Source organism: Streptomyces phaeochromogenes, assembly GCF_001418655.1.
Lineage (GTDB): Bacteria > Actinomycetota > Actinomycetes > Streptomycetales > Streptomycetaceae > Streptomyces > Streptomyces phaeochromogenes.
On sequence record NZ_LIQZ01000261.1, the window covers coordinates 1 to 25163 of the forward strand.

The 25163-nt window shown below is 71.1% G+C and carries 22 protein-coding genes and 1 riboswitch; of the genes, 6 read left to right on the top strand and 16 right to left on the bottom strand.

Features of this window, described 5'->3' with window-relative positions:
- Window positions 1-62: 62 nt before the first annotated feature.
- The 5 genes from AOK17_RS30955 to AOK17_RS30975 all read right to left on the bottom strand — a co-directional run bounded on the left by AOK17_RS30955 (window position 63) and on the right by AOK17_RS30975 (window position 10807).
- Entirely contained in the window at window positions 63-5156 is a 5094-nt protein-coding gene (locus tag AOK17_RS30955; RefSeq protein WP_245697463.1) for a DNA-binding protein, read from the bottom strand.
- A 151-nt stretch (window positions 5157-5307) separates the two neighbouring features.
- The gene (locus tag AOK17_RS30960; RefSeq protein WP_055615885.1) at window positions 5308-6174 is read right to left on the bottom strand and encodes a DUF4132 domain-containing protein; all 867 of its coding nucleotides are present in this window, start codon (window positions 6172-6174) and stop codon (window positions 5308-5310) included.
- Window positions 6175-6370: 196 nt separating this feature from the next.
- Window positions 6371-7249, bottom strand: coding sequence for an LLM class F420-dependent oxidoreductase (locus tag AOK17_RS30965; RefSeq protein WP_055615886.1), 879 nt, complete (start codon window positions 7247-7249; stop codon window positions 6371-6373).
- A gap of 130 nt (window positions 7250-7379) precedes the next feature.
- Complete coding sequence (locus AOK17_RS30970; RefSeq protein ID WP_055615887.1) at window positions 7380-9947, bottom strand: ABC transporter permease; 2568 nt, start codon at window positions 9945-9947, stop codon at window positions 7380-7382.
- 11 nt (window positions 9948-9958) lie between these two features.
- Complete coding sequence (locus tag AOK17_RS30975) at window positions 9959-10807, bottom strand: ABC transporter ATP-binding protein (RefSeq protein WP_055615888.1); 849 nt, start codon at window positions 10805-10807, stop codon at window positions 9959-9961.
- 197 nt (window positions 10808-11004) lie between these two features.
- On the opposite strand from AOK17_RS30975, the gene AOK17_RS30980 reads away from it, so the two are divergent.
- Window positions 11005-11232: a hypothetical protein gene (locus AOK17_RS30980; RefSeq protein ID WP_055615889.1), complete on the top strand. Its 228-nt coding sequence runs from the start codon at window positions 11005-11007 to the stop codon at window positions 11230-11232.
- Window positions 11233-11281: 49 nt separating this feature from the next.
- Window positions 11282-11620, top strand: a complete 339-nt coding sequence (locus AOK17_RS30985) for a hypothetical protein (RefSeq protein ID WP_055615904.1) — start codon at window positions 11282-11284, stop codon at window positions 11618-11620.
- A gap of 117 nt (window positions 11621-11737) precedes the next feature.
- On the opposite strand, the gene AOK17_RS30990 is transcribed toward AOK17_RS30985, so the two are convergent.
- The gene (locus AOK17_RS30990; protein WP_055615890.1) at window positions 11738-12439 is read right to left on the bottom strand and encodes a class I SAM-dependent methyltransferase; all 702 of its coding nucleotides are present in this window, start codon (window positions 12437-12439) and stop codon (window positions 11738-11740) included.
- A gap of 175 nt (window positions 12440-12614) precedes the next feature.
- Window positions 12615-13301 (bottom strand): esterase/lipase family protein, encoded by a 687-nt coding sequence (locus tag AOK17_RS30995; protein WP_055615891.1) that lies wholly within the window; start codon window positions 13299-13301, stop codon window positions 12615-12617.
- A 223-nt stretch (window positions 13302-13524) separates the two neighbouring features.
- On the opposite strand from AOK17_RS30995, the gene AOK17_RS31000 reads away from it, so the two are divergent.
- Entirely contained in the window at window positions 13525-15741 is a 2217-nt protein-coding gene (locus AOK17_RS31000; protein WP_055615892.1) for a helix-turn-helix transcriptional regulator, read from the top strand.
- Between the two features lie 88 nt (window positions 15742-15829).
- Here AOK17_RS31000 and bioD read toward each other — a convergent pair whose 3' ends face one another.
- Genes bioD through bioB form a run of 3 tightly spaced genes read right to left on the bottom strand, consistent with a single transcriptional unit; the run spans window position 15830 to window position 19080 of the window.
- Window positions 15830-16549 (bottom strand): dethiobiotin synthase, encoded by a 720-nt coding sequence (bioD, locus tag AOK17_RS31005; protein ID WP_055615893.1) that lies wholly within the window; start codon window positions 16547-16549, stop codon window positions 15830-15832.
- A gap of 1 nt (window position 16550) precedes the next feature.
- The gene (locus AOK17_RS31010) at window positions 16551-17846 is read right to left on the bottom strand and encodes an adenosylmethionine--8-amino-7-oxononanoate transaminase (RefSeq protein WP_055615894.1); all 1296 of its coding nucleotides are present in this window, start codon (window positions 17844-17846) and stop codon (window positions 16551-16553) included.
- Window positions 17839-19080, bottom strand: coding sequence for a biotin synthase BioB (bioB, locus tag AOK17_RS31015; protein ID WP_055615895.1), 1242 nt, complete (start codon window positions 19078-19080; stop codon window positions 17839-17841). The genes AOK17_RS31010 and bioB overlap by 8 nt, the downstream gene beginning before the upstream one ends.
- A 212-nt stretch (window positions 19081-19292) precedes the next feature.
- Between bioB and AOK17_RS31020 the strand changes: the two genes are divergently transcribed.
- On the top strand, window positions 19293-20429 hold the full coding sequence (locus AOK17_RS31020) for an 8-amino-7-oxononanoate synthase (RefSeq protein ID WP_055615896.1): 1137 nt from the start codon (window positions 19293-19295) through the stop codon (window positions 20427-20429).
- On the opposite strand, the gene AOK17_RS49005 is transcribed toward AOK17_RS31020, so the two are convergent.
- A complete protein-coding gene (locus AOK17_RS49005; protein WP_079053376.1) occupies window positions 20410-20637 on the bottom strand; it encodes a DUF397 domain-containing protein in 228 nt (75 codons plus the stop codon). The genes AOK17_RS31020 and AOK17_RS49005 overlap by 20 nt on opposite strands.
- A 9-nt stretch (window positions 20638-20646) precedes the next feature.
- A complete protein-coding gene (locus AOK17_RS31025; RefSeq protein WP_055615897.1) occupies window positions 20647-21504 on the bottom strand; it encodes a helix-turn-helix domain-containing protein in 858 nt (285 codons plus the stop codon).
- 264 nt (window positions 21505-21768) lie between these two features.
- Here AOK17_RS31025 and AOK17_RS31030 point away from each other — a divergent pair, with 264 nt between their 5' ends.
- Window positions 21769-22212 carry an ATP-binding protein gene (locus tag AOK17_RS31030; protein WP_055615898.1) on the top strand — a complete coding sequence of 148 codons (444 nt, stop codon included), beginning with the start codon at window positions 21769-21771 and terminating at the stop codon, window positions 22210-22212.
- Between the two features lie 34 nt (window positions 22213-22246).
- Here AOK17_RS31030 and AOK17_RS31035 read toward each other — a convergent pair whose 3' ends face one another.
- The 4 genes from AOK17_RS31035 to AOK17_RS31050 form a co-directional block, all read right to left on the bottom strand.
- A complete protein-coding gene (locus tag AOK17_RS31035; protein WP_055615899.1) occupies window positions 22247-22732 on the bottom strand; it encodes a DUF6328 family protein in 486 nt (161 codons plus the stop codon).
- 89 nt (window positions 22733-22821) lie between these two features.
- A complete protein-coding gene (locus AOK17_RS31040) occupies window positions 22822-23295 on the bottom strand; it encodes a C40 family peptidase (RefSeq protein WP_055615900.1) in 474 nt (157 codons plus the stop codon).
- A 3-nt stretch (window positions 23296-23298) separates the two neighbouring features.
- A riboswitch (cyclic di-AMP (ydaO/yuaA leader) is annotated at window positions 23299-23432 on the bottom strand.
- 416 nt (window positions 23433-23848) lie between these two features.
- Complete coding sequence (locus tag AOK17_RS31045) at window positions 23849-24157, bottom strand: hypothetical protein (RefSeq protein ID WP_055615901.1); 309 nt, start codon at window positions 24155-24157, stop codon at window positions 23849-23851.
- Window positions 24158-24165: 8 nt separating this feature from the next.
- Window positions 24166-24801: an ATP-dependent Clp protease proteolytic subunit gene (locus AOK17_RS31050; protein ID WP_055615902.1), complete on the bottom strand. Its 636-nt coding sequence runs from the start codon at window positions 24799-24801 to the stop codon at window positions 24166-24168.
- 69 nt (window positions 24802-24870) lie between these two features.
- Between AOK17_RS31050 and AOK17_RS31055 the strand changes: the two genes are divergently transcribed.
- Complete coding sequence (locus AOK17_RS31055) at window positions 24871-25161, top strand: type II toxin-antitoxin system Phd/YefM family antitoxin (RefSeq protein ID WP_055615905.1); 291 nt, start codon at window positions 24871-24873, stop codon at window positions 25159-25161.
- Window positions 25162-25163: the final 2 nt, after the last annotated feature.

Sequence of the window (25163 nt, forward strand, 5' to 3'; positions counted from 1 at the left end):
GGAGCCTCGGCGCCCCGGGGCTTCGGGGCCTCCGGGGCTCCCTCCCCGCCCCGCGCCAGGGATCAGCGGCGCCCCCTTCGCGCTTGCGGCCGAGGTACCTCAAGTTCCTCCAGGCGAGGCTCGTCACCGTCCAGAACCCGTTGCCAGGCCGTCCGGTAGAGATCGGCGACGGGACCGGTGGGCACGACGACGCCCAGGACGGGCTCCTCGCCGTGGAGCAGGTCGAACATCGGAACCTTCCACCGCTCCAGCGGAACGTACGGCTTCGCGAGCTGGGTCCAGCCGCCGGGCAGGAACAGTGAGCGTCCCGCTCGGGTGCGGCTGCCTTCGAGTACGAGGTCGGTCGCGGCGAGCTCGGCGCGGGCGGCGCGGAGCCGGGCCGTTCCACCCCGCTGTGTCGCCCAGCCGGTCCAGCGGGCGGTGTGGTGGTCGGTGGGATCCGGCATGGCGAGCAGCATCAGATAGATGACGGCGGCGTCCTCACCGATGCCGTACCGCTTCGCCACCTCACCGACGAGGTCGGGCACGGACCGGGTGGGATCCTGCGGCCACCACAGACCGTCCGTGTCGCGCTCGCCCGCCACCGGCTCCCCGGGATCGGCGAGCAGCTCCGCGAACCGCCGGTCGTGGACCAGCCGGAGGGCGACGTCCTCGGCGGTCGGCCGTTCACCGGGGACCACCGCCGACAGGTGGGGATCGTTCCCGGCAGCGTCCAGCAGCGCGGGGCGGACGGCGGCGACGGGGTCGGGGACCGTGGTGCTCAGCACGACCGCCCCGTAACGCACGAAGCCGTCGCCGGTCTCCGCGGGGTCCCCCGCACCCCGGCGAAAGGCCTCCAGATCGACCTCCCTGCCGAGGCTGATCAGCAGACCCGGGTGGGCCAGCCGGGCGCGTACCGAGGACAGCACCCCGGGGAGGACAGCGCGGATCGGGTCGCCGGACGGGAGACGGTGGGCGAGCCATGCGGCCAGGGCCACCGAGCCGGTCAGAGTGCCCGTGCCGAAGCCGGGCGTGTTCTCGTCGGCGCCCAGGTAGCGGCCTCTGGTCGTCCAGGTCAGGTCGTGGTTCAGCCGCGGTTCGGCCGCCCCGTCGACGAACCCGCGCAGTGCGTCGGACGGCGCCCACCACGACGTGGTCCGCACGGTGCGGACCGCGTCGTGGAGCACCTCCTCGGAGAGGGGCGCCCGCCGGCCCACCCGCTGGTTCCAGACCTCCGCCGCCGCGACCACGTCCGGGCCCTCCGTCCACAGCGCGGACGGCTCGGCGGGCAGCAGCGCCGCCATGACGGCCTGCCAGACACCGGCGTCCCGGCACCCCACGGCCTCTCTGGCGACGGCCACGTCGGCCGACTTCACACCGATGGCCTTCAGCGTCTCGGCGGGCACGGGCCTCCGTGCGTCGTCGGGCAGCGGCACTCCGGCGATCGTCAGCCGGGCCATGGTCGGGGAGACTCCGGTGAGCCGGGCGAACTCCTCGGCGGCGGCCGGGTACCAGGGCGCCGGACCACGTGCCGCGAGCTCGGACCGGAAGGCCGTGAACCAGCCGGGCGCACGTGCCGGCTCCGGGGCGAAGGGCTCGGCGGACAACAGCGTGTACGGAGCGGGTGCCTCGAATCGACCGCCCGGATCATGGAAGACCGCCCTGAACAGCTCGCCTTCGGCGTCGCTTCGGCTCCATTCGTTGACGAAGACGAGGAACGCGCCGCCGTCCAACTGCAGCACCGTCGCCACATTGCTGCTCATGGAGCCGGGCCCCCGGAACAGACTCCGGTCCAGACGCAGCCGGACAAGGCGCCAGTGGCCGGGGTCCAGCACCGCGAGGTCCTGGGCGTCCAGTTCGGCGAGGAAGGTATCCAGTACCTTCCGGTGATCCTCGGTGGTGGCCGTCGAGCCGGACCGCAGAGCCAACAGGGACGGCAGCGTGGGCAGGGTCAGCCAGTCCATGTCGCTCAAGGCACCCTGCTCGGGCAGGGCGGGGTGCGGAGTGCCAGCCGGGGCCGGTTCGTTGAGGCCCCGCTGCGCCTTCCCGAGCAGCCGCAGCAGCTGGACGATCTTGCCGGAACCATCGTGGTAGTAGTACGCCCTGCCCTGCACCAGGTACCGGCGGCCGTTGAGGCCGAGTCCCTGCAGCGCCGCGGTGAGCGCGCCGTCGCTGAGCTCGGTCCGTTGCTCCTCCCGGACGCCGCCCTTGACCGCCGTGTCGAGCCGGGTGCGTGCCGCGTCGAGGACGCGCTGCTGCTGGGCTGCGAACCGCAGGACCGCGGCGATGCCTGTGAGCAGCGCCTGGTGGCCGACCTGTGGCAGCAGGCTGCGGATCAGCCCGGGCAGCGTGTCCGCGCCTGCCTGCTTCCGCCCCGGACCGTCCTGGCCCTCCGTGCCCTCGGGCCGCTCCGTCACAACGGCCGCCAGAAGCGCCGCCGCGGTGTTCTCGTCGACCTGGCGGAGCGCCGCCGAGCCCTGCGGGTCGCGGGGCCGGAGCAGGTGCCAGTAGCGCAGGGGCGGCAGGAGCGGGGTTCCCGCGGTGAAGGTTCCGGCGGTGTGGTCCCGGGGGATCTCGGCCATCACCGTGCCGTTGTCGTCGAGCAGCCTGATCCCGTCGTACTCCTGGATCACGGCCAGCGGCCGGTCGGCGCCCGGGAACTCCAGCACCCAGCGCGGGCTGCGGCTGCGGCCCCTGCCGGGCGGTACGACGACCGAGCGCCCGGCCAGGTCCTCGCCTCGCCGCGAGCCGTCGGGCAGTGTCACCACCCGCCAGCCGAGCACCCCGTCCACCGGGGCGCACATCGGACCCGGCGCGACGGAGGGGGCGGGCAGCAGCCAGCCCGCCTCGAAGGTGCTTCCCTCCGGCGCGGCACGCAGACCCTCGCCGAACCAGTCCGGCTGTCCCGGTTCGCCCTGGGTGTTGCTCACCGGGTCGTACGCGTGCCAGGTCTTGTTCTTGTAGTCGGTGCCCACCATGGACCACACCCAGTACGACGTGCCGTCGCCGATCATCTGCCGCGCTCCTGGAACGACCGTGTCCCCGCGGCGCAGCACCCCGTGACCGGTGGTCCGGCCGCCGCCGGGAAGTGGGAGCGAGACGGGGGCCATTTTCCCGCCCATCCCGTCGCGCCCGTCCACAGTGCTGGTGCGGGAGTAGCCGGACCCGTCGACCGTCACCCACTGGGAGGGGTTGTGGTGCCAGTAACCCTGGCTGCCGTTCGTATCGACCGAACGCCACCAGACGAACAACTCGCCGTCCACATAGTGATAGTCGACATACCTGCGGTAGCGCGCCGCCTGGTCGGGGACGGACAGTTCGTGCGCGAGTACCGTGCCCTCCGAACCGATCACCCGGAGGTGCATGCCGGCCAGGACGATGAGGTGCGGCCAGGCGTCGGTGACGAGGACCTCCCGCTGCAGATTCCCCGATTCGTGTGCTTCGAGCGCCTCTTCCCAGGCGGGCCAGCCCAGTTCGTCGAGGAGTCCGGACCGCAGGGCACGGGCGAGCGCGGGAGCGATGCCGGTGCTCAGCGCTTCTCGAACCGCCTTCTCGGCAATCGCGAGCACTTCTCCCGGCAACCAGCTCAGCGTCTGGAGAACACCGCGCCACCCGTCGAACGCGGGCAGCTCCGCCGTGACGTACTTCCGGCTGACCTCGCCCACCCATTCGGCGAGCATCGGCCGTCCACCGGGGGACCCGGCCAAGGTGACGACGGTCTGCGGGTGGCCCGCCCGGTCGTCCTCGGGGCAGCCGAGCCGGAACGCCCGGTGGAAGCGGTGGTCGGCTTCCAGGGCGACGAGATCGCGCCGGTGTTCACAGGCTGCCCACGCCACCAGGGCGAGGCGGTGACGCTCCTCGGGCTCCGCCACCGGTATGCCCAGGGACAGCAGCTGGTCGAGGAGGTTCACATCGCCGACCGGGGGCGTCAACAGGCCGCCGGAGGACTCCAGTTCGGTGCGCAGCGTGTCGGCCATGCGGTCGACGAGTGGATAGAGCTCTGCCGGAGCGAGGCGGTAGTCGGCCCGCCACAGCTCCAGGAATCTGCGAGTCCATCCGGCCGTACCGTCGGCGGGACGCACCTCGGCGGGCAGGGCGGCGTCGCAGAGCCCGGCGGTGGCACCGGACTTCTCCAACAGGTCCAGCCACTGGGGCAGTTCTTCCCGCTCCCACCCTGAGGGCATCAGCTCCAGCAGGGTGCCGCGGAAGGCGGGCTCCTGCCGGGTCAGCTCCAGCAGGGCCGGCCGGTGCGTCTTCCACCAGCCGGGCGGTGCCTTGACCGTGCCGGGCAGCGTCAGCATCTCGTGCAGATAGGAGACCTCCTCCACGAGCGCGTTCCTGCCCGCGACCGCCTTCGCCAGTCTGCGCAGATCACCCGCACCCGGACTCGACGGAGGCAGCCCGTGCGCGGCCAGGCGCACGAAGAGTCCGCGAAGGTGTCGGAACGCCGTGGCGGCCGGAACCCGGGACGACAGCCCCTTGGCGTAGCTGGAGAGCATCTTCGTCGGCACGGCCTCGGCGAGGGCGAACTCAAGGAAGACCGCGTCCATGCGCTCCTCGTCGAACGGCAGCGCGTGCGCCGTCTCGGCCTTGCGCGCGTTGACGAACATCTGGGACGCGTACGTCGTCTCGTCGGCCGCCAGGAACACCCGGCCCGCCTGCTCGTAGAAGGTCGGCAGGAAATGCGGAACGGAACCCGCGAGCCGCTCGCCGATCGACTCGTAGGTGGCCCGCGCCTTCTTCGGTCTGGACTTCGCCGTCCGCGCCACCTTGTTCATCTCCTCGACCAGGGACATGGCCAGATGGCCGTCCGAGGGGTGATGAACCAGCACCCATTCCGGGAAACCCAGTGCCCGCGGCTGTCCGAGACCGACTTCCGTCGGCTCGCCCTCGGGTTCGAGGCCGAGGAAACCGGTGCCCAGGCCCTCTCCCTGCTGGGCCGCGACCAGCCGTACGACGATCCGGTCGTCCAGGCCGGGATGCCGGTAGGCCTGCGTGAACATGGGCACGGCCCGGTCGCCGCCCCCGGTCGTTCCCGGGGGCAGTACGGCGCCGGCTCGCAGCAGTTCCTGAGCCTCGGCCCGGGCTTCACTCTGGGCCTCTGCCTCAGACTGTGCCTCCGCCACCGCCGTCGCATCGCCTCGGGCCACCGAGTCGTCGGCCACCGTGTCGCTCATGATTCCGTGCCTTTCGTGGCCGTGCGGCCGGTCCCCGGGGCCCTGCTCATCCGTGTGCGCCCGTCGGTCTCTGTCGTCTGAGGTGCCCCGGCCACGGCCGTGCTCCCGAGGTGTGTCGCCGTGCGTGCCGTCGTCCGTGCCGCCGTGTCGCTCACGCGGTGCGGTCCGCGGCCACGGTGCGGCCCGCGTGCAGGGCCGCGGCCATGCGCATGCCCTCGGACCACGCCACGGGGCCGACCTCGGAGAGCCGGAGCCGGGGGTCCCGACCATGGCGCCAGCTCAGATCGCCGGTGTGGCCCTCTTCCTCGTAGTACGGGTTGCCGATGTCGACCGACGCGGTGAAGACCCGCCCGGCGTCCCGGATCCGGCCGGTGACGCGGCCGTCGGAGACCTTGTAGCCGAGCGAAGCGGCGCGGGCGGAGAGGTGGAACCACGAGCTGTACTCGGCGCCGGAGAACTCGGTGACCGTCTCGGCGTCGCCGTCGATGTCACCCGGCTTGTGCCAGGTGGCGCGGTGGATCTGTTCGACGCCCTGCACCACGCCCAACTCGGCCGCGAACACGCGGAGTTCGTCGAGCTCCGGGAGCAGGACCGGGTGGGGCATGGTCACCGTACGGGAGGAGAGGCGGACGGTCTCGCCGTCCAGGTTCACCACCCGAAGCTCACCCGAGTCGTCGGCGTCCCGCAGGAAACCGACCTCGTCCGGCCCTTCGCCGACCACGACCAGGTCACGCAGTGCCGACCGCCACGCCTCGTCGGGCCAGACCCGGGCCAGCAGGCCGGTCGGCACCGGCAGCGAGGACACCATCCAGTTGTCGACCTGCGCCGCGCACTCCGCCGCGTGCCGGTCCAGCCACTCGGCGAACCGCTGCAGCTCGATCACTTCGGGGCGGTCCCGTAACTCTCCCGGCAGCGTTCTCAATTGCCTTGCCGGGGACGTCTCCGACGAGGACCGGGCCACTACCCGGCCTTCCACCAGAGCGATCTCATAGGTGTCGCCCACTGTCAGCCAACCCATTGGTCTTCTCTGCCTCTTTCGCCGTTCGGATACCGGCACAGCGCGGCCGGCGGTCCGAATCGGCCCACCCCACTGTGACTTCCGCGAAAGATTAGAGGCACCCACTGACAGTTTCCGGCGATCGAGCATCCTGAACTGCCGGGCTCTGCCCGACAGGTACCGACAGGTCCTGCCGGGTCCGCCGGATCCCGTCGGCCTAGGTCTCGCGCAGCCGCGCGACCACCGGGGCGAACACCTCCATGTTCGGCTCCAGAACCGTCAGATACGAGAACCCGAACCGGTCCCGCTGCGCCCGCACTTGCTCGACGATGTCGTCCAGGGTCCCCACGAGGACGATCGGCAGCTCAAGGACCTGCTGCTCGGTCAGGTGGGGGATGCGGGACAGCCAGGGCTGGATCGCGGCACCGGGGTCGTCGGTGACGATGACGATCTGGACCAGCAGGTTCAGCTCGGCCGGCTCCGCACGCCCGGCGGCCAACTTCCGGTACAGGGCGACCCGTTCGTCGAGCTCCTCCGCCGCGAGCGGCTCCAGCACACCGCCGTCCCGGGCGCGCGCCCCGGTGAACGCCGCGATGTCCGCGTGCTCGGCGGTCAGCCGCAGCATCCGGTCGCCGTTGCCGCCGATCAACAGGGGCACACGCTTCTGCACGGGCTGCGGCTGCTGGTCCTCCGAGCCGAGGAGCCGCTCCAACTCCTCGACCGTACGCCGAAGATGGTCCACGCGCTCACCCGGCGAACCCCAGGGGAGACCCGCCGTCTCGTGCTCCGCCTGTACGTACCCGGTGCCGAGCCCGAGTTCCAGGCGGCCGTCCGTCAGCGCGTCCGTCGTGGCCACCTCGCGGGCCAGCAACGCCGGGTTCCAGAACCCGGCGTTGAGCACGAACGTGCCCAGACGTGGCCGCTCCGTCGCCTCGGCGGCGGCGACCAGCGCCGGGAAGGGAGCGGGCATACCGAGATGGTCCGGGGCCAGGATCACGTCGTAGCCGAGTTCCTCGGCCCGACGGCACTTCGCGCGCCATTCGCCGGCTGGTGCGGGGCTCATCAGATTGACACCGAAACGGAACGGCCGGGCCATGAACTCTCCTCACCGGTAAGGGACTTGAGCGTGCCGTGTACGTCGCCCCGCGTACGTGGAGCGCGCCCATACGTGGAGCGCGCCGTGTAGGTGGAGCGCGCCGTGCACGGGAGCGCGCTCCATGAGTCGATCACTCGTGCGCGATGGCCGCCAGCACGTTCATGCGCGAGGCACGCAACGCCGGCAGCAGCGCCGCCACGATGCCCACGACGGCCGATCCCACGACGACCGCGACGAGAGTCGTCCACGGAATGGCCAGCGCCTTCATCCCCTGCAGGGCGAGGACCTGCTGCACGCACACGCCCCACACGAGCCCGAGCGCGAGCCCGAGGACCGCGCCGAACACGGCGATCACCACCGACTCCAGCCGGATCATCCGCCGCAACTGCCGCCGGGCGAGCCCGATCGCACGCAGCAGCCCGATCTCCCGGGTGCGCTCCACGACCGACAGGGCAAGGGTGTTGACCACTCCGAGCACCGCGATGACGATCGCGAGGCCGAGCAGCGCGTACACCAGGTAGAGCAGCACGGCGATCTGATCGTGGATCAGCTTCTTGTAGTCGGCCAGGTCACGCACCTGCACCTGCGGATACGGGTCCAGCGTCTTGTCGAGGTTCGCGCGCAGGGTGTCGGCGGAGGTGCCGGAGGCGGCGTTCACGTACAGCGCGGAGTCCTGCCCGCCGGGCACGTACTTCTCGATCGTCCCGAGGCCGAAGAACAGCCCGCCCTGTGTGCCGAAGCCCTCGGCAGCGTCCTGGTCGGTCAGCGCCGCCACCTTGAGTTCGGTCTTCTGACCGGCGGGGAACTCGACGGGGATCGTGCTGCCGAGGCGTACGTCGTGGTCCTTGGCGAAACCCGCGTCCATGGCGATGTTCCCGTCCGCGAGCGCGGCGGCCGTGTCGCCCTCGGCGTACGTGATGCGGGCGACCTCGTCGAGCTGCGACTCGTAGCCCGCAGCGGTCGTCTCGACCCGCTTGCCGTCCGGCAGCCGGACGGCGACCGGCGTGAACCGCTGCCGTACGACGAGTCCCGCGCCCTCCGTGTCCTGCACCTTCTCGGTGATCTCCTGCGGGAACGGCAGGAAGTTGGCGTTCTGCACCACGAAGTCGGCGCCCAGCGTCTTGTCGATCTGGTCGTCGAAGGACTTGGACATCGAGGCGCTCGCCACGGACATCCCGCCGACCAGCGCGAGGCCCACCATCAGGGCGGCGGCGGTGGCGCCCGTGCGGCGCGGGTTGCGCAGCGCGTTGCGCTGGCTCATCCGGCCGATCGAGCCGAACACGGCGGGGAAGAATCCGCCGAGGACGCGGATCACCGGCCGGACGAGCAACGGCCCGGCGATGACCGTCGCGATGAGGGTGAGGACGACACCGAGGCCCAGCAGGGAGGCGGCGGACCCGGTCTCCGTGGCCGTCACGCACCCCACGAGCGCGGCGGCACCCAGCGCGCCGACGATCAGTCCCACCACGGCCCGCACCCGCAACGGCCGTCCCACACCGGCGATCTCGGCGTCCGCCAGCGCGGCCATCGGCGACACACCGGCCGCCCGGCGGGCCGGCAGATACGCCGCGACGAAGGTGACGCCCACTCCGACGACGTACGCCGCGACGGGTGTCGGCCAGCCGATGACCATCTCGGCGGTCTTCAGGTTCATGCCCAACAGGCCCATGAGCTCGATCAGCCCGATCGCGAGCCCGATGCCCGCGGCCAGGCCGAGCGTCGAGCCGACCAGGCCCAGCAGCGTCGCCTCCAGGAGCACGGACCGGCGCACCTGCCGCCGGTCGGCCCCGAGCGCGCGCAACAGGCCCAGTTCACGGGTGCGTTGGGCGATCAGCATGGAGAAGGTGTTGACGATCAGGAAGACCCCGACCAGGACCGCGATACCGGCGAAGCCGAGCATCACGTACTTGATCACGTCGAGGAATCCGCCCAGTTGGGCGGCGGCGGTCTCGGCCTGCTCGTCGGCGGTCTCCAGCTCGTAGGTGCCCGAGCCGATCGCGGCGGCGACGCGCTGCTTGAGCTGTTCGTCGCTCACGCCTTTCGCCGCATCCACCTGGATGCTGGTGGCGACGTCCGCCTTCCCCAGCAGTTTGGTCCGCGCGACCGCCGGGTCGAGGAAGACCAGCGCGGCACCCGGGTTGGTGGTCCTGAAGGTCGCGATGCCGACGATCTTCACCTTGAACGAGCCGGGCTGTGCGATGACGGTCAGCGTGTCACCGATGCCGACGTGCTTCTTGTCGGCCGTGTCCGCGTCGAGGAGCGCCTCGTCGGGCCCGCGCGGGGCGTGCCCCGAGGTCAGCTCCACAGGGCTGCGCTCGGTGACGTACCAGTCGCCCGCGATGGTGGGCGCGCCCGTGGTCGGGCCCACCGACTCGTTCTCGCTGTCGACGACGGTGATGTTCTCGACGGCCACGTCCGGACGCGCGAGAGCGACCCCGTCGACCTTGTCGATGCGGGCCACGAGGCTCGTGGGCACGGTCGCGATGGCCCCGGAGGGGATCTGCGAGTCGAGATCCTCCTTCGGCGTCACGGTCACGTCGGCCGACGTGGACGCGAACAGCCGGTCGAAGGTGCGGGTGACCGTGTCCGAGAAGATCAGGCTGCCCGCGACGAACGCCACGGACAGGACGACGGCCAGCGCCGAGAGCAGCAGCCGGCCCTTGTGCGCGAGGAAACTCCGGAGTGTCGCCTTCAGCACGACGGCCTGCCTCAGTCCTTGTCGAGGGCGATGCCCTGATCGGGCACGATGCCCTGGCCGGTGGCGCCGTCGCCCTCGACCGTCCCGCGAATCGTGTCGAACCTCTTCATGCGTTCCAGCACCGCCTCCGCCGTGGGCCGCGCCATCTCGTCCACGATCCGTCCGTCCCCGAGGAAGAGCACCAGGTCGGCGTGGGCGGCGGCGCCCGGATCATGGGTGACCATGACGACGGTCTGGCCCAGCTCGTCGACCGCGTCGCGCAGGAAGCCGAGCACTTCGAGGCCGGCCCGCGAGTCGAGGTTGCCCGTCGGCTCGTCCGCGAAGATCAGCTCGGGGCGCGAGGCGAGGGCGCGGGCGCAGGCGACGCGCTGCTGCTGCCCGCCGGACAGCTGCGCGGGCCGGTGCTTGAGCCGGTCACGCAGGCCGAGCTGGTCGATGACCTGGTTCAGCCACTTCTCGTCGGCCTTCTTGCCCGCGATGTCCATGGGCAGCGTGATGTTCTCGGCCGCGTTCAGGGTCGGGATCAGGTTGAACGACTGGAACATGAAGCCGATCCGGTCGCGGCGCAGCTGGGTCAGCTCGCGGTCCTTCAATCCCGTGATCTCGGTGTCTCCCAGCCACACCTGTCCGGCCGAAACGGTGTCAAGACCCGCCAGGCAGTGCATCAGCGTGGACTTCCCGGAGCCCGAGGGCCCCATGACCGCGGTGAAGCGGCCTCGCGCGATGTCCACGTCGACCGAGTCGAGGGCGAGCACGGTCGTCTCACCCGATCCGTATGCCTTCGTGAGGCCGCGGGCGCGGGCCGCGATCCCCTCGGCGTCCGTGCGCCCGAGGGCGTGCTCCGCAGCTGCTGTGGACAAGGCCGCCTCCTAGGTGGGACTCCGGTGTCCGCGGGCGAGCCTAGTGTGATGCGCGGCACACTTGGTATCCCCCCGAAGTGCCGGTCGTTCTCCGCCGCAGGTCGGTGACCCTGGGATCCATGTAAGGGGCACCCTTAGGGGAGGGGGAGATTCGGGTCCTCTTGCCACTGCTAGCACATCAGCGCTAGCTTCGAGGTATGGCTAAGACCCAGCTGAACGTGCGCGTGGACGAGGGCACCGCCCGCGCCGCGCGCGAACGCGCACTGGCCCGCGGGATGAGCGTCAACCGCTACATCGAGGAACTGGTCAGACAGGACACCGGAGAAGCCGGCCACACCTTCGTCGAGGCCGCCGCCGACTTCATGAAGCAGTACGAGTCCGTCTTCGTCGAGGAGTTCGGCGCGGAGCGAGAAGGCCGTCGCTGAGCCCTTGAACGAACCCCTGAACATCAGAGTCGACCTCGCCTGGCTCCTCATGGTCGCGGAACACAAGACGCCGGGCGACCCCCAGGTCACCGACTTCGGCGCACTCGTGGCCGCCGTCAGCCGCCACGAGGCCGAGATATTCGGCGTCCCCGTCTACGACACCCCGCACACCCGCGCCGCCGCGCTGCTCCAGCTCCTGCTGCACGTCCCGGCCCTCGAACGCTCCAACGCGATGTTCGCCATGGCCGTCGCGTACGCCTACCTCGTCGCCAGCGGCCTGAAGGTCGTCACCTCGCCCGAGCAGGTCCGCGAACTGGCCCGCCTGGTCAAGACCGGCGAAGCCACGGTGGACGACATCGCACGCGAACTGCGCCAGTGGAGTCTGTGAGCCCGTCGGACTCCTGAGCCGGAACCCGGGACCGGGATCTCGATGCGGCTTCCTGAGGCCGGGCGGTCCCGGCCTCAGGGACCGGGCGCGCTCTCGGCGTCAGGAATCGGGTCGGCGTCAGGAATCGGGCGGGCTCTCGGCCGCGGGACGGCGCGCGGTCCCCAGCACGCAGTACGAACTCGGCATCCGCGGCCCCTTCGCGGGCACCAACAGCTGCCGGTACGGGCCCAGTTCGTACCCCGCGTCCCTGATCGCGCCGACGGGGTCACGGCTCACATGACAGCCGCCGAAGAGCAGCGGCCACACCGTGCGGTCCAGGGCACGCTGACCGGCGTTCATCGCACGGCCGCCGCCCCTCCCGTGCTCGAAGAACCGCAGCTCACCGCCCGGTCGCAGGACACGGCGGATCTCGGCGAGGGCCCGCGGCAGGTCTCGTACGCTGCACAACACCAGGGACACCACGGCCCCGTCGAAGGCCTCGCTCTTGACCGGGAGCGCCTCCGCGACGCCCGGGACCACGTCGACCGGCACGTCGGAGCGCAGGGCCGCGGTCACCGCCAACGTCCGCAGGCGGCGCTCCGGTTCGATGGCGACGACCTCCGAGACCGTGCTCGGATAGTGGGCGAAGTTCAGTCCGTTGCCCGCGCCGATCTCGATGACCCGGCCGGAGAGCCCGGCGAGCAGCTCCTCGCGGTGGACGCCGATGGCCGGCTCCGCCGCCACGCTGCACTTGGCGTAGAAGCGGGCGAACAGCGGGTGGTGAACCTGGGCAGGGGCCGGCTGACCCGTCCTGGCGGTGCTGGAGCCACGCGGTCGCATGGGGGACCTCCCCTGAAGGTCGGGGCCTACCGCGATTGTCCCCCGGGACGGGCTCGCTCACCCGTTCGCGGGTCGTCCTGCTTTGGCGGGCACGGTGTCGTCCCGTTCGGCGGGCACGGTCTCGCCCTGCGGCCCCGGCGGGGCGGGGACCACAGGGCGAGCCGCGAGGGGCGGGTCAGGCGATGAAGTCGCGCACCTGCTCGTAGACACCGTGGTCGTTGTTCATGTCGGTGTGCGAGACGCACCCGACCTCGACGTTCGTGGCACCGCTGAGGATTGCGGTGGTGTCGGGGGTCAGGGCCTCGTCGCAGTTCGACCAGTAGCTGGCGTAGGAGACGCTGCCCGGTGTCTCGTCGCCCGAGTTGAGCGAGGTGAGGAACGAACTGCCGGTGTACATCTCCGCGCAGGACGTGTAGATCCAGCTGCACCAGCCGGCGGTCGTGGTCCCGTGGTTCGTCCCGGCCGTGGAGACGAAGTCGTCGACGTACGCGGTCCCGCCGAGGTTCTTGAGGTAGTAGCGGGAGTTCAGGGCGCCCATCGAGTGCACGACCAGGTCGACCTTGGACGCACCGGTCTGGGAGAGCACGCTCTGGATCTTGGTGGACAGCTGCTGGGCGGTCGTGACGTTCGACTTGCCCCAGTCGTAGGACCAGGCGAACAGCTCGGAGCTGGTGTAGCCGTCGGCCTTGAAGTCGGCGGTCCAGTCGTCCCAGCTGCTCGACGAACTGCTCAGACCGTGCACGAAGACGACGGGATTGCGGGCGGCGGCGTTCGCCGTGGACGCGGGCAGGGACAGGGACAGAAGCAGCGACGCGAGGACCGCTGCGAAGACCGTGCCGGCAGTGCGTGTGCGGCGGGTCATGGTGCCTCCTGATGCGGGTGGGTTCGTCAGGAGTGTCAGGTGGGGTCTACGCGCGCCGCATCGGTGAAATCGCCGGTCTTTACGCACCACTTAACTCGCCAGTAACGTGAGAGGCGTGGTGACCTCGGTGAACCCCCCGCCTCTCCCGCAGCATTCGCCACCGCCCCTGATGAACGCCCCGGAACAACCGGGCGGCGCGCCGCGAACGCACCCGCGAACCCCGATGTCCGAAGGCGTCAGGGTCCGGGTGCTGCGTGCCGTGCACGGCGATCCGCGCGCGGCCGTGGAACTCGCCGCCGCCCTCACCGAGCATCAACTGGCCGGTCTGGAACCGCTTCCGGCCGAGCCCGTCGCCGTGGCACCCGGTCTGCTGCGGTCCCAGCGGCGCGAGATCAGGACCCTCCCGCCGGACACCCGGCGGCTCCTGCTGATCGCCGCCGCCGACCAGTACCCACTCGCCACCCACGCCTTCCAGCGCGCGGTGACCGCGGCCCGGCTGGACACCGGGCCCCTCGACGAGGCCGAGGCCGCCGGATTCGCCCATCCGACGTCCGCCGGAGTCGTGTTCCGGGACCCCTGGACCCGTATCGCCGCCTACGAGACCGCGTCGGCCCTGGACCGGCGAGAAACCCATCGGCTGCTCGCCCGCGTCCTGCGCGGCGAGGGTGAGGCGCCCCGCCGGTCCTGGCACCGCGCCGCCGCCACACTCGGGCCCAGCCGACGGCTCGCGGGGGAGCTGCGCGCATCGGCGCACGAGGCCCGGGCCGCGGGCGAACACGCGCTGGCCTGCGCCCTCCTCGAACGGGCCGCCGTACTGACCCCCGACCCGCGGGAACGCCCCCGCCTGCTGGCCCGGGCCGCCACCGACGCCTGGCGCTCCGGCGACGCCGACCGGGCCCGCCGCCTCGCCGCCGACGGCGACGTCGACGGGCTGAGCGGACTGCTCGCTCTACGCGCGGGGAACGCCACGGAGTCGTTCGACGCGCTGCTCGCGGAGGCGGAGCGCGGCATGGATTCGGGGGAGCGGGCACTCGGCGGTGAGCCCGGCAGAGGCGCCGACGGTGACAGCACGGTCGGCGGCGCGCTGATCGAGGGAGCGGGCGGCATTCACGTCGTACGCCCTGTCGTGCCCGCCGCTCCCGACGTTGCCGCGCACCTGGTGGCACGTGCCACCGAAGCCGCCGTCTACACCGGTGACCTGCGCCGATGCCTGGAGGCCGCGGCCGTCGCCGACCGGTACGGGATCGTGCCACCGGGCACGCTCGGGGGACTGGCCGCCGCGTTCGAAGGGCGGTACGAGGATGCCCGCGATCTCCTGAAAGCCGCTGCCGGCCGCTGCGGGCCCGGCGGTGATCCCACCTCGCTGATCCACTCCGCGATCGCCGCTCTGCTGCTCGGCGACCACACCCTCGCCGCCTCCGCGGCCGTACGAGCCGCCGCCTCCGCCCGTGCCAGGGGCGAGTCGATGACCGTCCCGCAGGCCATGGAGTTCCGGGCGTACGCCGAGTTCTGGACGGGCCGCCCACGGGCCGCGGGCGCCGCCACCCTGGACGCCCTGCGCCAGGCCTACGCCACCGGGCAGGACAACGGGGCCTGCCATCTCCAGGCGGCCCTCGCCATGTTCGCCGCCGTCACCGGCGACGAGGACGTCTGCCGGGCCCGCGCCGAGGCGGCCCGCACCTACGCCCTGGCGCGCGGTCTCGGCCTCGCCGCCGCCCTCGCCCTCTGGGCGCTCGCCTTCCTCGACCTCAGCACCGGCCGATACGCGGCCTCCGCGTCCCGGCTGCGCGCCCTCGCCGGATTCGGCCCCGGCCACGGACACCGGGCCGTACGCCATCTCGCCACCCCGCACTACGTGGAAGCCGCCGTCCGCACCGGCGACACCCGCGTCGCACGGGCCGCCCACGCCGACTACGACCGCTGGGCGAGCGCCGTCCGCAGCCCCGACGACCTTGCCCTCAGCGCCCGTTGCCGTGCCCTGCTGGCCACCGGGCCCGAGGCCATCGAGCACTACCGGACCGCCCTCGACCTGCATGCCGGCGGTACCCGCGACTTCGAACGCGCCCGTACGGAGCTGCTGTTCGGCGGCGCGCTACGACGGCAGCGCAACCGCACAGAGGCGCGTGACCGGCTGCACAGCGCGCTCGAAGCGTTCGAGCACTTCGGTGCGCCGCACTGTGCGGCGCAGGCTCGGGGTGAACTCCGTGCCCTGGGTGAGCCCGCCCAACCGTCGGGCGGGGAGCGCGACTTGGCCGCCCTGCTCACCGCCCAGCAGCTGACGGTGGCCCGGATGGCCGCCGACGGGGCGACCAACCGGGAGATCGCGTCCCGTCTGCTGCTCAGCCCGCGCACCATCGATCACCATCTGCGGGGGGTGTTCAACCGGCTCGGTATTCGGTCGCGGATCGAGTTGGTGAGGTTGCTGGCGTCGGAGGAGTGAGCGTGTCCCCGGCATGCCGTATCTGCGGGTCGTTCGGGCTGGTCGCGCCCACGCGGCGGAGCCGCAAAATGTCACAGCCCCGCGCCCCTTACGGGGCGCGCCCGTCTGTGAAAGCCTCCGCGTCCCACGTTCCACCCAGCCGGGCCGCGAGCCAACTGCCCGCCGTGGCCCGGAAGTCGGCGACGGGGAGGCGGCCCGAACCCTCGGGAACCGCGCCCAACAGTGGAGCTCCGGCGACCACCGGCAGATCCGCGAGGTTGCAACGTGACGCGAGGTCCGGGTCGTTCGGCCAGCTGCCCAGTACGACACCCAGCAGGTCGAGGCGGCGGGCCCGCAGTTCGCGGGCCGTCAGCTCCGTCGTGTTGAGCGTGCCGAGTCCGGCCGAGGCGACCACCAGGACGGGCGCGTCCAGCAACCGCGCCGCGTCCGCGAGTGTGCCGCCCTCGTCGTCGAACCGTACGAGGAGGCCGCCCGCCCCCTCGACCAGCACGAGGTCGTGGCCGGCGGCCAACTTGCCCGCCGCCTCCGCCACTTCGACCGGCCGCACCGGCGCGAGACCGGACCGCCGGGCCGCCGTGGCGGGAGCCAACGGCTCGGGATAGCGGGCCAGTTCGACGGATGTCACCGCGCCCGCGAGCCGGACCACCTCGTCGGCGTCCCCGCGCTCGCCCGGCAGCACACCGGTCTGCGCGGGCTTGAGCACGGCCACGGAGCGCCCGGCCGCGAGGGCCGCCGCGGCGACGGCCGCGGTCGTCACGGTCTTGCCGACCTCCGTGCCCGTCCCCGTGATCACCAGTACCGAAGACATGTCAGCCCTCCCCAGCCGCCGCGCACACCGCGGCCGTGATCCGCGCCAGATCCGCGTCCCCGGTGACGTACGGCGGCATCGTGTACACGAGGTCCCGGAACGGGCGCAGCCACACGCCCTCGCGGACCGCGGCCCGGGTCGCCGCCGCCATGTCGATCTCGTGGTCCAGTTGCACGACCCCGATGGCACCGAGCACGCGTACGTCCCGGACCCCGGGCAGTTCCGCCGCCGGAGCCAGCCCCTCCCGCAGCCCGGTCTCGACGCGCTTGACCTCGGTCTGCCAGTCCTGGCCGAGGAGCAGGTCGATCGAGGCGCAGGCCACCGCGGCGGCGAGCGGGTTGCCCATGAAGGTCGGGCCGTGGGCGAGCACCGGCACCTCGCCCCGTGAGATCCCGTCGGCGACCCGCGCGGTGCAGAGCGTGGCCGCCATCGTCATATAACCGCCGGTCAGCGCCTTGCCGACGCACATCACATCCGGCGTCACCCCTGCGTGCTCGGCCGCGAACAGGGTGCCCGTACGGCCGAAGCCCGTCGCGATCTCGTCGAACACGAGCAGCACGTCGTGCGCGTCGCACGCCTCGCGCAGCACCCGCAGATACGCGGGGGAGTGGAACCGCATCCCGCCCGCGCCCTGCACCACCGGCTCCACGATCACCGCGGCCAGCTCGTCCGCGTGCCGCTCGATCAGTTCGTGCAGCTGGTCCGCGTACGACTCCTCGTACGCGACCGGCGGCGGGTCCGCGAACACCTGGCGCTGGAGCACGCCCTGCCACAGCTCGTGCATCCCGCCCTCGGGATCGCACACGGACATCGGCTGCCAGGTGTCGCCGTGGTAGCCGCCGCGCCAGGTCAGCAGGCGCTGCTTGCCCGGGCGGCCGAGGGAACGCCAGTGCTGGAGGCACATCTTGACCGCGACCTCGACGGACACCGAGCCGGAGTCGGCCAGGAAGACATGCTCAAGCCCCTCGGGCGACATGTCGACAAGACGCTTCGCCAGCCGTACGGCGGGCTCGTGGGTGAGCCCGCCGAACATCACGTGGCTCATCCGGCCGAGCTGGTCGCGGGCCGCCTCGTTGAGCGCGGGGTGGTTGTAGCCGTGGATCGCCGACCACCAGGACGACATGCCGTCGATCAGCTCGGTGCCCGTGCCGGCCAGCCGCAACCGCACCCCGCTCGCCGACTCCACGACGAGCGGTTCCTGCCGGCCCGGCATCGGCCCGTACGGATGCCAGACGTGCCGCCGGTCGAGCTCCAGCAGCTCGGGCACGGAGAGGCCGGACACGTGCGGGTCAGGCATTGGGCGCGAGGTCCGTTCCGGCACCCCGGCGGCGTACCGCGACCAGGTCCGTACGCGCCTCGGAGGCGCGGGCCGTCTCGGGGACCCGCGCCGCCGCGGGGGCCTGCTCGTCGGCGGCCGAGCCGCAGGGACCGCAGCCACCGCCCTCGTGGGAGCCGCATCCGGCGTCCGCGTGCGAGCCGCAGCCGGCCTCGGCGTGGGAACCGCAGCCGCCGCCCGTGCCGGCGGTGACCCGGTGCTCCGGAAGCGTCACCTGGCCCGTGCCCTCCACCTCGAACCCGGCGTCCGCGATCATGTCCAGGTCGGCCTTGCCTGCCTGGCCCTCGGTGGTCAGGTAGTCGCCGAGGAAGATCGAGTTGGCCAGGTGCAGGGCGAGGGGCTGCATCGTGCGCAGATGGACCTCGCGGCCACCCGCGATCCGCACCTCGACGTCCGGGCAGACGAACCGGACCATCGCGAGGATCCGCAGACACCGCTGCGGGGTGAGGTTCCACTCCTTGGCGAGCGGGGTGCCCTCGACCGGGATCAGGAAGTTGACCGGCACCGAGTCCGGGTCGAGCGCGCGCAGCGAGTAGACGACGTCGACGAGGTCCTCGTCGCTCTCGCCCATGCCCGCGATGAGCCCCGAGCAGGCGGACAGGCCCGCGGCGTGCGCCTTCTGGACCGTGTCAACGCGGTCGGCGTACGTGTGGGTGGTCGTGATGTCCCCGTACGTCGACTCGGACGTGTTGAGGTTGTGGTTGTAGGCGTCCGCGCCCGCCTCGCGCAGCCGCTCGGCCTGACCGTCGGAGAGCAGCCCGAGGCACGCGCACACCTCGACGCCCTCGTTCTGGTCCTTGATCGCCTTGATGGTGTCCGAGACCCGGTCCACGTCACGGTCTGTGGGACCGCGTCCGCTCGCCACCAGGCAGACCCGCTTGGCGCCGCCCGCGAGACCGGCCGCCGCGGCCTCGGAGGCCTGGTCGGGTTTCAGCCACGTGTACTTCAGGATCCCGGCCTTGGAGCCGAGCCGCTGCGAGCAGTAGGAGCAGTCCTCCGGGCACAGGCCCGACTTCAGGTTGACCAGGTAGTTGAGTTTCACCCGTCGGCCGAACCACTGCCGGCGTACCTTGCCGGCCGCGGTCACCACATCGAGGAGTTCGTCGTCCGAGGTCGCCAGTACGGCCAGCGCCTCTTCGCGGGTCGGCAGCTCTCGCCGAAGCCCCTTGTCCACCAGCGTGTTCAGCAGGTCCATGAGGTCCGATCCTCGCCTATCCGACCGCGCCGGGCCAAGGAGGGACCGGACAACAGAGGCCGCTCGACGTGTGGGTATTGCCACATCATGGGCGGCTGGTGGTCCGGCTAGGGTCTGTGCGTTGCCTACAAAAGGCAGGTGGGGACGGCCCAGGCGAAATGTCATGTGTTGGCGCCCCATGGAACACCCTCACCTCATGGCCCGGAGGACATATGTCGGGATCGCCCTTCGAGTGGATCGACGAGCAGGCGCGGGCGCGCCACCGGGCCGGACTCGTCCGCACCCTGCGTCCCCGCCCCGCCGACTCCCCGCTCCTCGATCTCGCGGGCAACGACTATCTGGGCCTGGCGAGGCACCCCGAGGTCACCGAGGCCGCCGCAAGCGCCGCGCGGGCCTGGGGCGCCGGAGCGACCGGCTCCCGGCTCGTCAGCGGCTCCACGGAGCTGCACGCGGAACTCGAACGCGAGCTGGCCGAATTCTGCGGGTTCGAGTCCGCGCTGGTCTTCTCCTCGGGGTACGCGGCCAACCTCGCCGCCGTCACCGCGCTGGCCCCGCACGGCTCCCTCGTCGTCTCCGACGCGGGCAACCACGCCTCGCTGATCGACGGCTGCCGTCTCGCGCGCGGCACCACCCAGGTCGTCGCGCACGCCGACCCCGAGGCCGTGCGCAAGGCGCTGGGCACGCACGCAGGAGTGGCCGTCGTCGTATCCGACACGGTCTTCTCGGTCGACGGCGACGCGGCCCCGCTCACCGGACTCGCCGCCGCCTGCCGGGAGTACGGCGCCGCCCTGCTCGTGGACGACGCGCACGGTCTCGGCGTACTCGGCGAAGGCGGTCGCGGCGCTCCGCACGCCGTGGGTCTCGCGGGCGCCCCGGACGTGGTCACCACCGTCACGCTGTCCAAGTCGCTCGGCAGCCAGGGCGGCGCGGTCCTCGGACCGGCCCACGTCATCGACCATCTGGTCAACGCGGCCCGTACCTTCATCTTCGACACCGGTCTGGCGCCCGCGGCGGTGGGAGCGGCCCTCGCGGCCCTGCGTCTGCTGCGCAGGGAACCGGAACGGGCCACGCGAGCGCGTGCGGTGGCGACCACCTTGCACGAACGGCTGACGGCCGAGGGCCTCGAAGCCGTACGACCGGACGCCGCCGTCGTCTCCGTGCGCGCACCCTCCCCGGAGCGGGCCGTGCGCTGGGCCGCGGACTGCCGCGAGGCCGGTCTCGCCGTCGGCTGCTTCCGTCCCCCGTCGGTGCCTGACGGCATCTCACGGCTGCGGCTCACCGCCCGCGCGGACCTCACCGACGGGCAACTCGACCGTGCCGTACGCCTGATCATCGAAGCGCGGCGATAAAACCCTCCCAGGCGGCGGGGGCGAAGAGCAGGGCGGGTCCCGGCGTGTTCTTCGAGTCGCGCACCGCGAGCAGTCCGGCCCACGGTCCGGATCCCGGACGGGCCGTCTCGACGCAGTTGTTCATTCCCGTGCTGCGGCTGCTGCGCTGCCACCGCACACCGTGCAGACGGGTGCTCGAAGGTAGGGACCGAGGCAGGGGGGCGGGCATGGTGCCTCCTTATGCGCCGTGAGCTACACCGGCGATGAAATCCAACGTTTCCTCGGGCGAAAGGGCGTGGACCTGAAGGGAGTCGAAGGCCTCGCTGTAGGCCTGAAGGTCTTCTTTCCGTTCGAGATAGAGGCTACTCGTCAAGTGGTCTAGAACAACCACATCCAGATCAGATGTGCTCGGAAACGAAAAAATAACAAAGGGTCCTGTCACGCCGACATGAGCTCCAACTCCGAACGGCAGCACCTGAATCCGCACGTGAGGGAGTTGCGCGGCCTCCCTGAGGTGCTCCAACTGCCGTGCCATGACGCCCGGTCCGCCGACCGTCCGTCGTAGGGCCGCCTCGTCGAGAACCGCACTCAGTCGGAGCGGTGGATTCGAACGCAGTACGTCCTGGCGGGCGAGGCGCACCTCCACCAGCGCGTCGACCTTGTCGTCCGGCGCCCCGTCCACGGCCGCCAGGGTCACCTCGCGGGCGTACTCCGGCGTCTGGAGCAGCCCCGGCACGACGGAGTTCTCCAGTGTGCGCATCACGCTGGCCTGCGACTCCAGGCTGATGAAGTCGCTGTAGGTGGACGGCAGAAGACCCCGGTAGGCGTGCCACCAGTGGTGCCGGCCGTTGTCGTCGGAGCCCGCCAGCACCACGAGCAACTCGCGCAGTTCCGCGTCCCGGACGTCGTAGGCGTCGAGCAGCAGCTCCACGTCCGTCGGCTTCACCCCGCTGCGGCCGGTCTCGATCCGGCTCACCTTCGACTGGTGCCAGCCGACGAGCCGGGCCGCCTCGCCGCTCTTGAGGCCCGCACGGGCACGCAGGGCACGCAGTTCGGCGCCGAGTTTCCGGCGGCGCACAGCGGGACCGTACTGCATGGCCGTCTCCTTCCGACCGTCGCGCCGGCGCTATATCGTCCGGCGTCACGCCGACCGTAGAGGACAAACCGGCGCCCCGCCCAAATACGGTCGGCCGTCGCAGAGTTCACCGCTTCGAGCGACAGATATATGCATATCTCGGTGGATCGGCACCGTGAACGCCGAGGTAGTGGCACTCTGGCGCAAGCACCAGTCCGGGACCGTACTCGAAGTCATCCGCTTCGTGTCCGGTCTCCGGTCCCGTGGGAAAGGGACGACCTCGCCATGGCAGACCACCAGGAAGCATCCGTCACTCTGCCGAGCGATCCCGCCTCGGTCTACGCCGCCCGCACATACGTCATGAACGTGCTGGCCGAATGGGGACTTCCATCCGACACGGAGGCCGCCGACACAGTCCGGCTCATCGTCTCGGAGCTCGCCACCAACGCCGTACAGCACACGTTCGGGCAGTCGCCCACCTTCACGGTGGACATCGAACTCGACCGCGACGAACAGTTGCGCATCGGTGTGACCGACAGTCACCCGCGCTTCCCGAAACGTCTGCCCGCGGCCGTTCAGCAGGACAACGGCCGCGGCATGGTGATCGTCCGCTGGCTGACGGTCGAATGCGGCGGCAAGCTGACGGTCCGGCCCACCAGAGAGGGCGGCAAGACGGTCTCGATCATGCTGCCCTGGACGGCACCGGTACAGCCCGTGACAGCCGACTGAGCGTCTCGCCCCAACGACGGCACGGAGGGGCCCGCTAGTCCTCGTCGGCGGAGTTCTGCATCAAGTGGGGGATCAGCGCCCACAGGCCCGCGCACACGACCAGGGTGGTCGCGCCGGCCGCGATGCCGCCCGCCCGGCCCGTCGCCACGTCCACGACGAGCAGGACCGAACCGGAGAGGGCGAGGGCGAGTACGCCGAGCCCGATCTGGGCCAGATGCGAGGAGACGTTCACGACCTGCGGCTTGGCGCCCTGCTGGAACAGCCTGCGATGCAGCGCGGCAGGGGCGGTGAAGAGGGCGGCGGCCAGTACGGACAGCAGCAGCGTGACGACGTACGTGACGCGCTGGAACGAGTCCAGGGACGGGAAGCGCGGGGTGAACGCGAGGGTGAGCAGGAAGGCGAAGAGGATCTGCACCCCGGTCTGCGTGACCCGCAGTTCCTGGAGCAGTTCGTTGAAGTTGCGGTCGGCGCGCTCGAGCCGGGTCTCGTCGCGCTCCTCGTGGTGATGCGGGTCGCCCATGGGTGAGGAGTAACCACTCAGCAGCGAAAATCACGCTCAGGGCCCCGAGAGGTGGCCGCGGCGATCACCGCGGCCACCTCCCGGGCGGGTCACCTGACCCGGCCGTACCAGACGCTCTTCGTCCAGATCTTCTGGAGCTTCACCACTTCCCCGGTCTTCGGGGAGTGCCAGATCCGTCCCTTCCCGGCGTAGATGCCGACGTGGTAGACGTTCCGGCCCGAGTGGAAGAAGACCAGGTCCCCCTGCTTGCGGTTCGAAGCGGAGACATGGTTCGTCTTGTTGTACTGCGCGGCGGCCGTACGCGGCAGGGACTTGCCCGCCTTCTTGAACGAGTAGAGCGTGAGGCCGGAGCAGTCGAAGCGCTTGGGCCCCACGGCCCCGTACTTGTACGGGGAGCCCTTCTTGGAGGCCGCTACCTGGAGTGCCTTCGTCGCGGGTGTGGCCGCTTCAGCGCCGGACGTGAGTCCGGGGGCCACGATGCCGCCGCTGACAGCGGCGATGGTGAGAGCCGATGCGGTACCGGCCCTGGTGAACAGCGACGGGACACGATTGAGCGCAGTCATGCGCAACCCTTCGTCAGCCGCCTGTGAAGGATGACCTGTCGGATTCGGGCTGGCGAAGTTGCCCGGCCGCTGACGCGGCTTCACCCCAAGGGCTGCTCGGCCCGGTCATGGCGTGACCGTTCCGGCGACCCGTCGTGCCTGGGTCCTCCACTCCTGCCGATCCACTTCTGTCGACCGGTCATCCGGGCGGCGGCAGGACTCGGCGTCCGCCCGGATCGCCCCGCCGCTTGTGGCGGGGGCTTGTCGTCGGAAGGGATCTTGACGCACGGATGTCCCAAAAGCCGAGCGGAATCGGCGTTTTGTGGGCTTACTCACCACTCACCCGTTCGGGTGGACAGCCATTCCAACGGGAGGGCGTCCAGGGGGTCGACGACCCTCGTACCAGCACCGGAACGTCTGATTCCGTACGGAGGCTACGCGTGTTGCGCAACTCCCACGGGCCTGTAAAAGCAGCTCTGGCTACGCTGTTCGGTGGTACGCCTTTCGGTCCGTTTGAACCCTGACCCGGACGTCCCGTCAGATGCCTGCGTGACGCCGGGTCCGTGGCGGTACGTCAGCTGTCGGAGCGCGGTGGTAGCGCGATCCGGCCCGCTCGGCGCTCACCGTCGAGGACGCGCAGCGCCCGCGCCAGGGTCGGCGCGTGCACCTCGTGCTCGCCGCGTTGGTGCATCAGGGCCAGCGCGTCACGCAGTGCGGTGGCCCGGCCGACCAGGGCCTGGGCGGCCCGCAGCCCCCGGTAGGTGTCCCCGGAGTGGGCCGGGTTGATCCGGCCGAGCAGGTCCACCACTTCAAGGTAACGGTCGATCAGCTCGGCCTCGGCACGGGTCAGGGCCGGCAGCGGCGGCAACTCGGGTGGGAGCATCGGGCCGCTCACCTCGCGCCGGGTGCGCTCTGGGTGGACTTCCGGCTTGCGACGATCCGGTCGATCAGTCCGTACTTCAGCGCCGCCCGCGCGTCCAGGATCTTGTCCCGCTCGATGTCGGCACCGATCCGCTCTCGGCTCTGGCTCGTGTGCAGGGCGAGCATCTCCTCCAACTGCCCACGGGTACGCATCAACTCGTCGGCCTGAATGGCCAGGTCGGACGCCTGTCCCTGGACGGGCTCGGCGAACGACGGCTGGTGGATCAGCACTCGGGCGCCCGGCAGCGCGTACCGCTTGCCCGGTGTGCCGGCCGCGAGCAGCACCGCCGCGGCCGACGCCGCCTGCCCCAGGCAGATGGTCTCCACCTCGCAGCTGACGAACTGCATCGTGTCGTAGACGGCCGTCATCGCACTGAACGAGCCGCCGGGCGAATTGATGTAGAGCGAGATGTCCCTGTCGGGCGCCTGGTACTCGAGGTGCATGAACTGCGCCATCACGTCGTTCGCCGACACGTCGTCGATCGGCGTCCCGAGGAACACGATCCGCTCCTCCAGCAGCTTCGAGTACGGGTCCATGGTCCGGCTCCCCGAACTGGTGCGTTCGGTGAACTCGGGCAGCACGTAGCGGGCGGACGGTCGGGTCATGACACACGCTCCTCCGGGAGAGGTCCTGTAAAAAATGTACAGGACGTACATGACGTTATGATGGGGAGCATGGCCTACGAGATTCCGGTGACGCAAGCCAGGGCTGAGCTCGCCGACCTGATCAACCGGGTGGTGTACGGCGGTGAGCGCGTCGTCGTGACGCGTCACGGGAAGCCGCTCGTCGCTCTCGTGTCCGCGGCTGACCTGGAGCGACTCGAGAAACTCGACGCGGCGATCGAGGCGGGGGTGGAGGAGCCGGTGATCAGTGCGGTGTCGAGTGTCCGGGAGGTGGGTTCCGCTCCTCGCGAACGGCAGCGGTTCGGGATCGCTGCGGAGCATCGGGGGCCGGGGGCGTCCTAGGC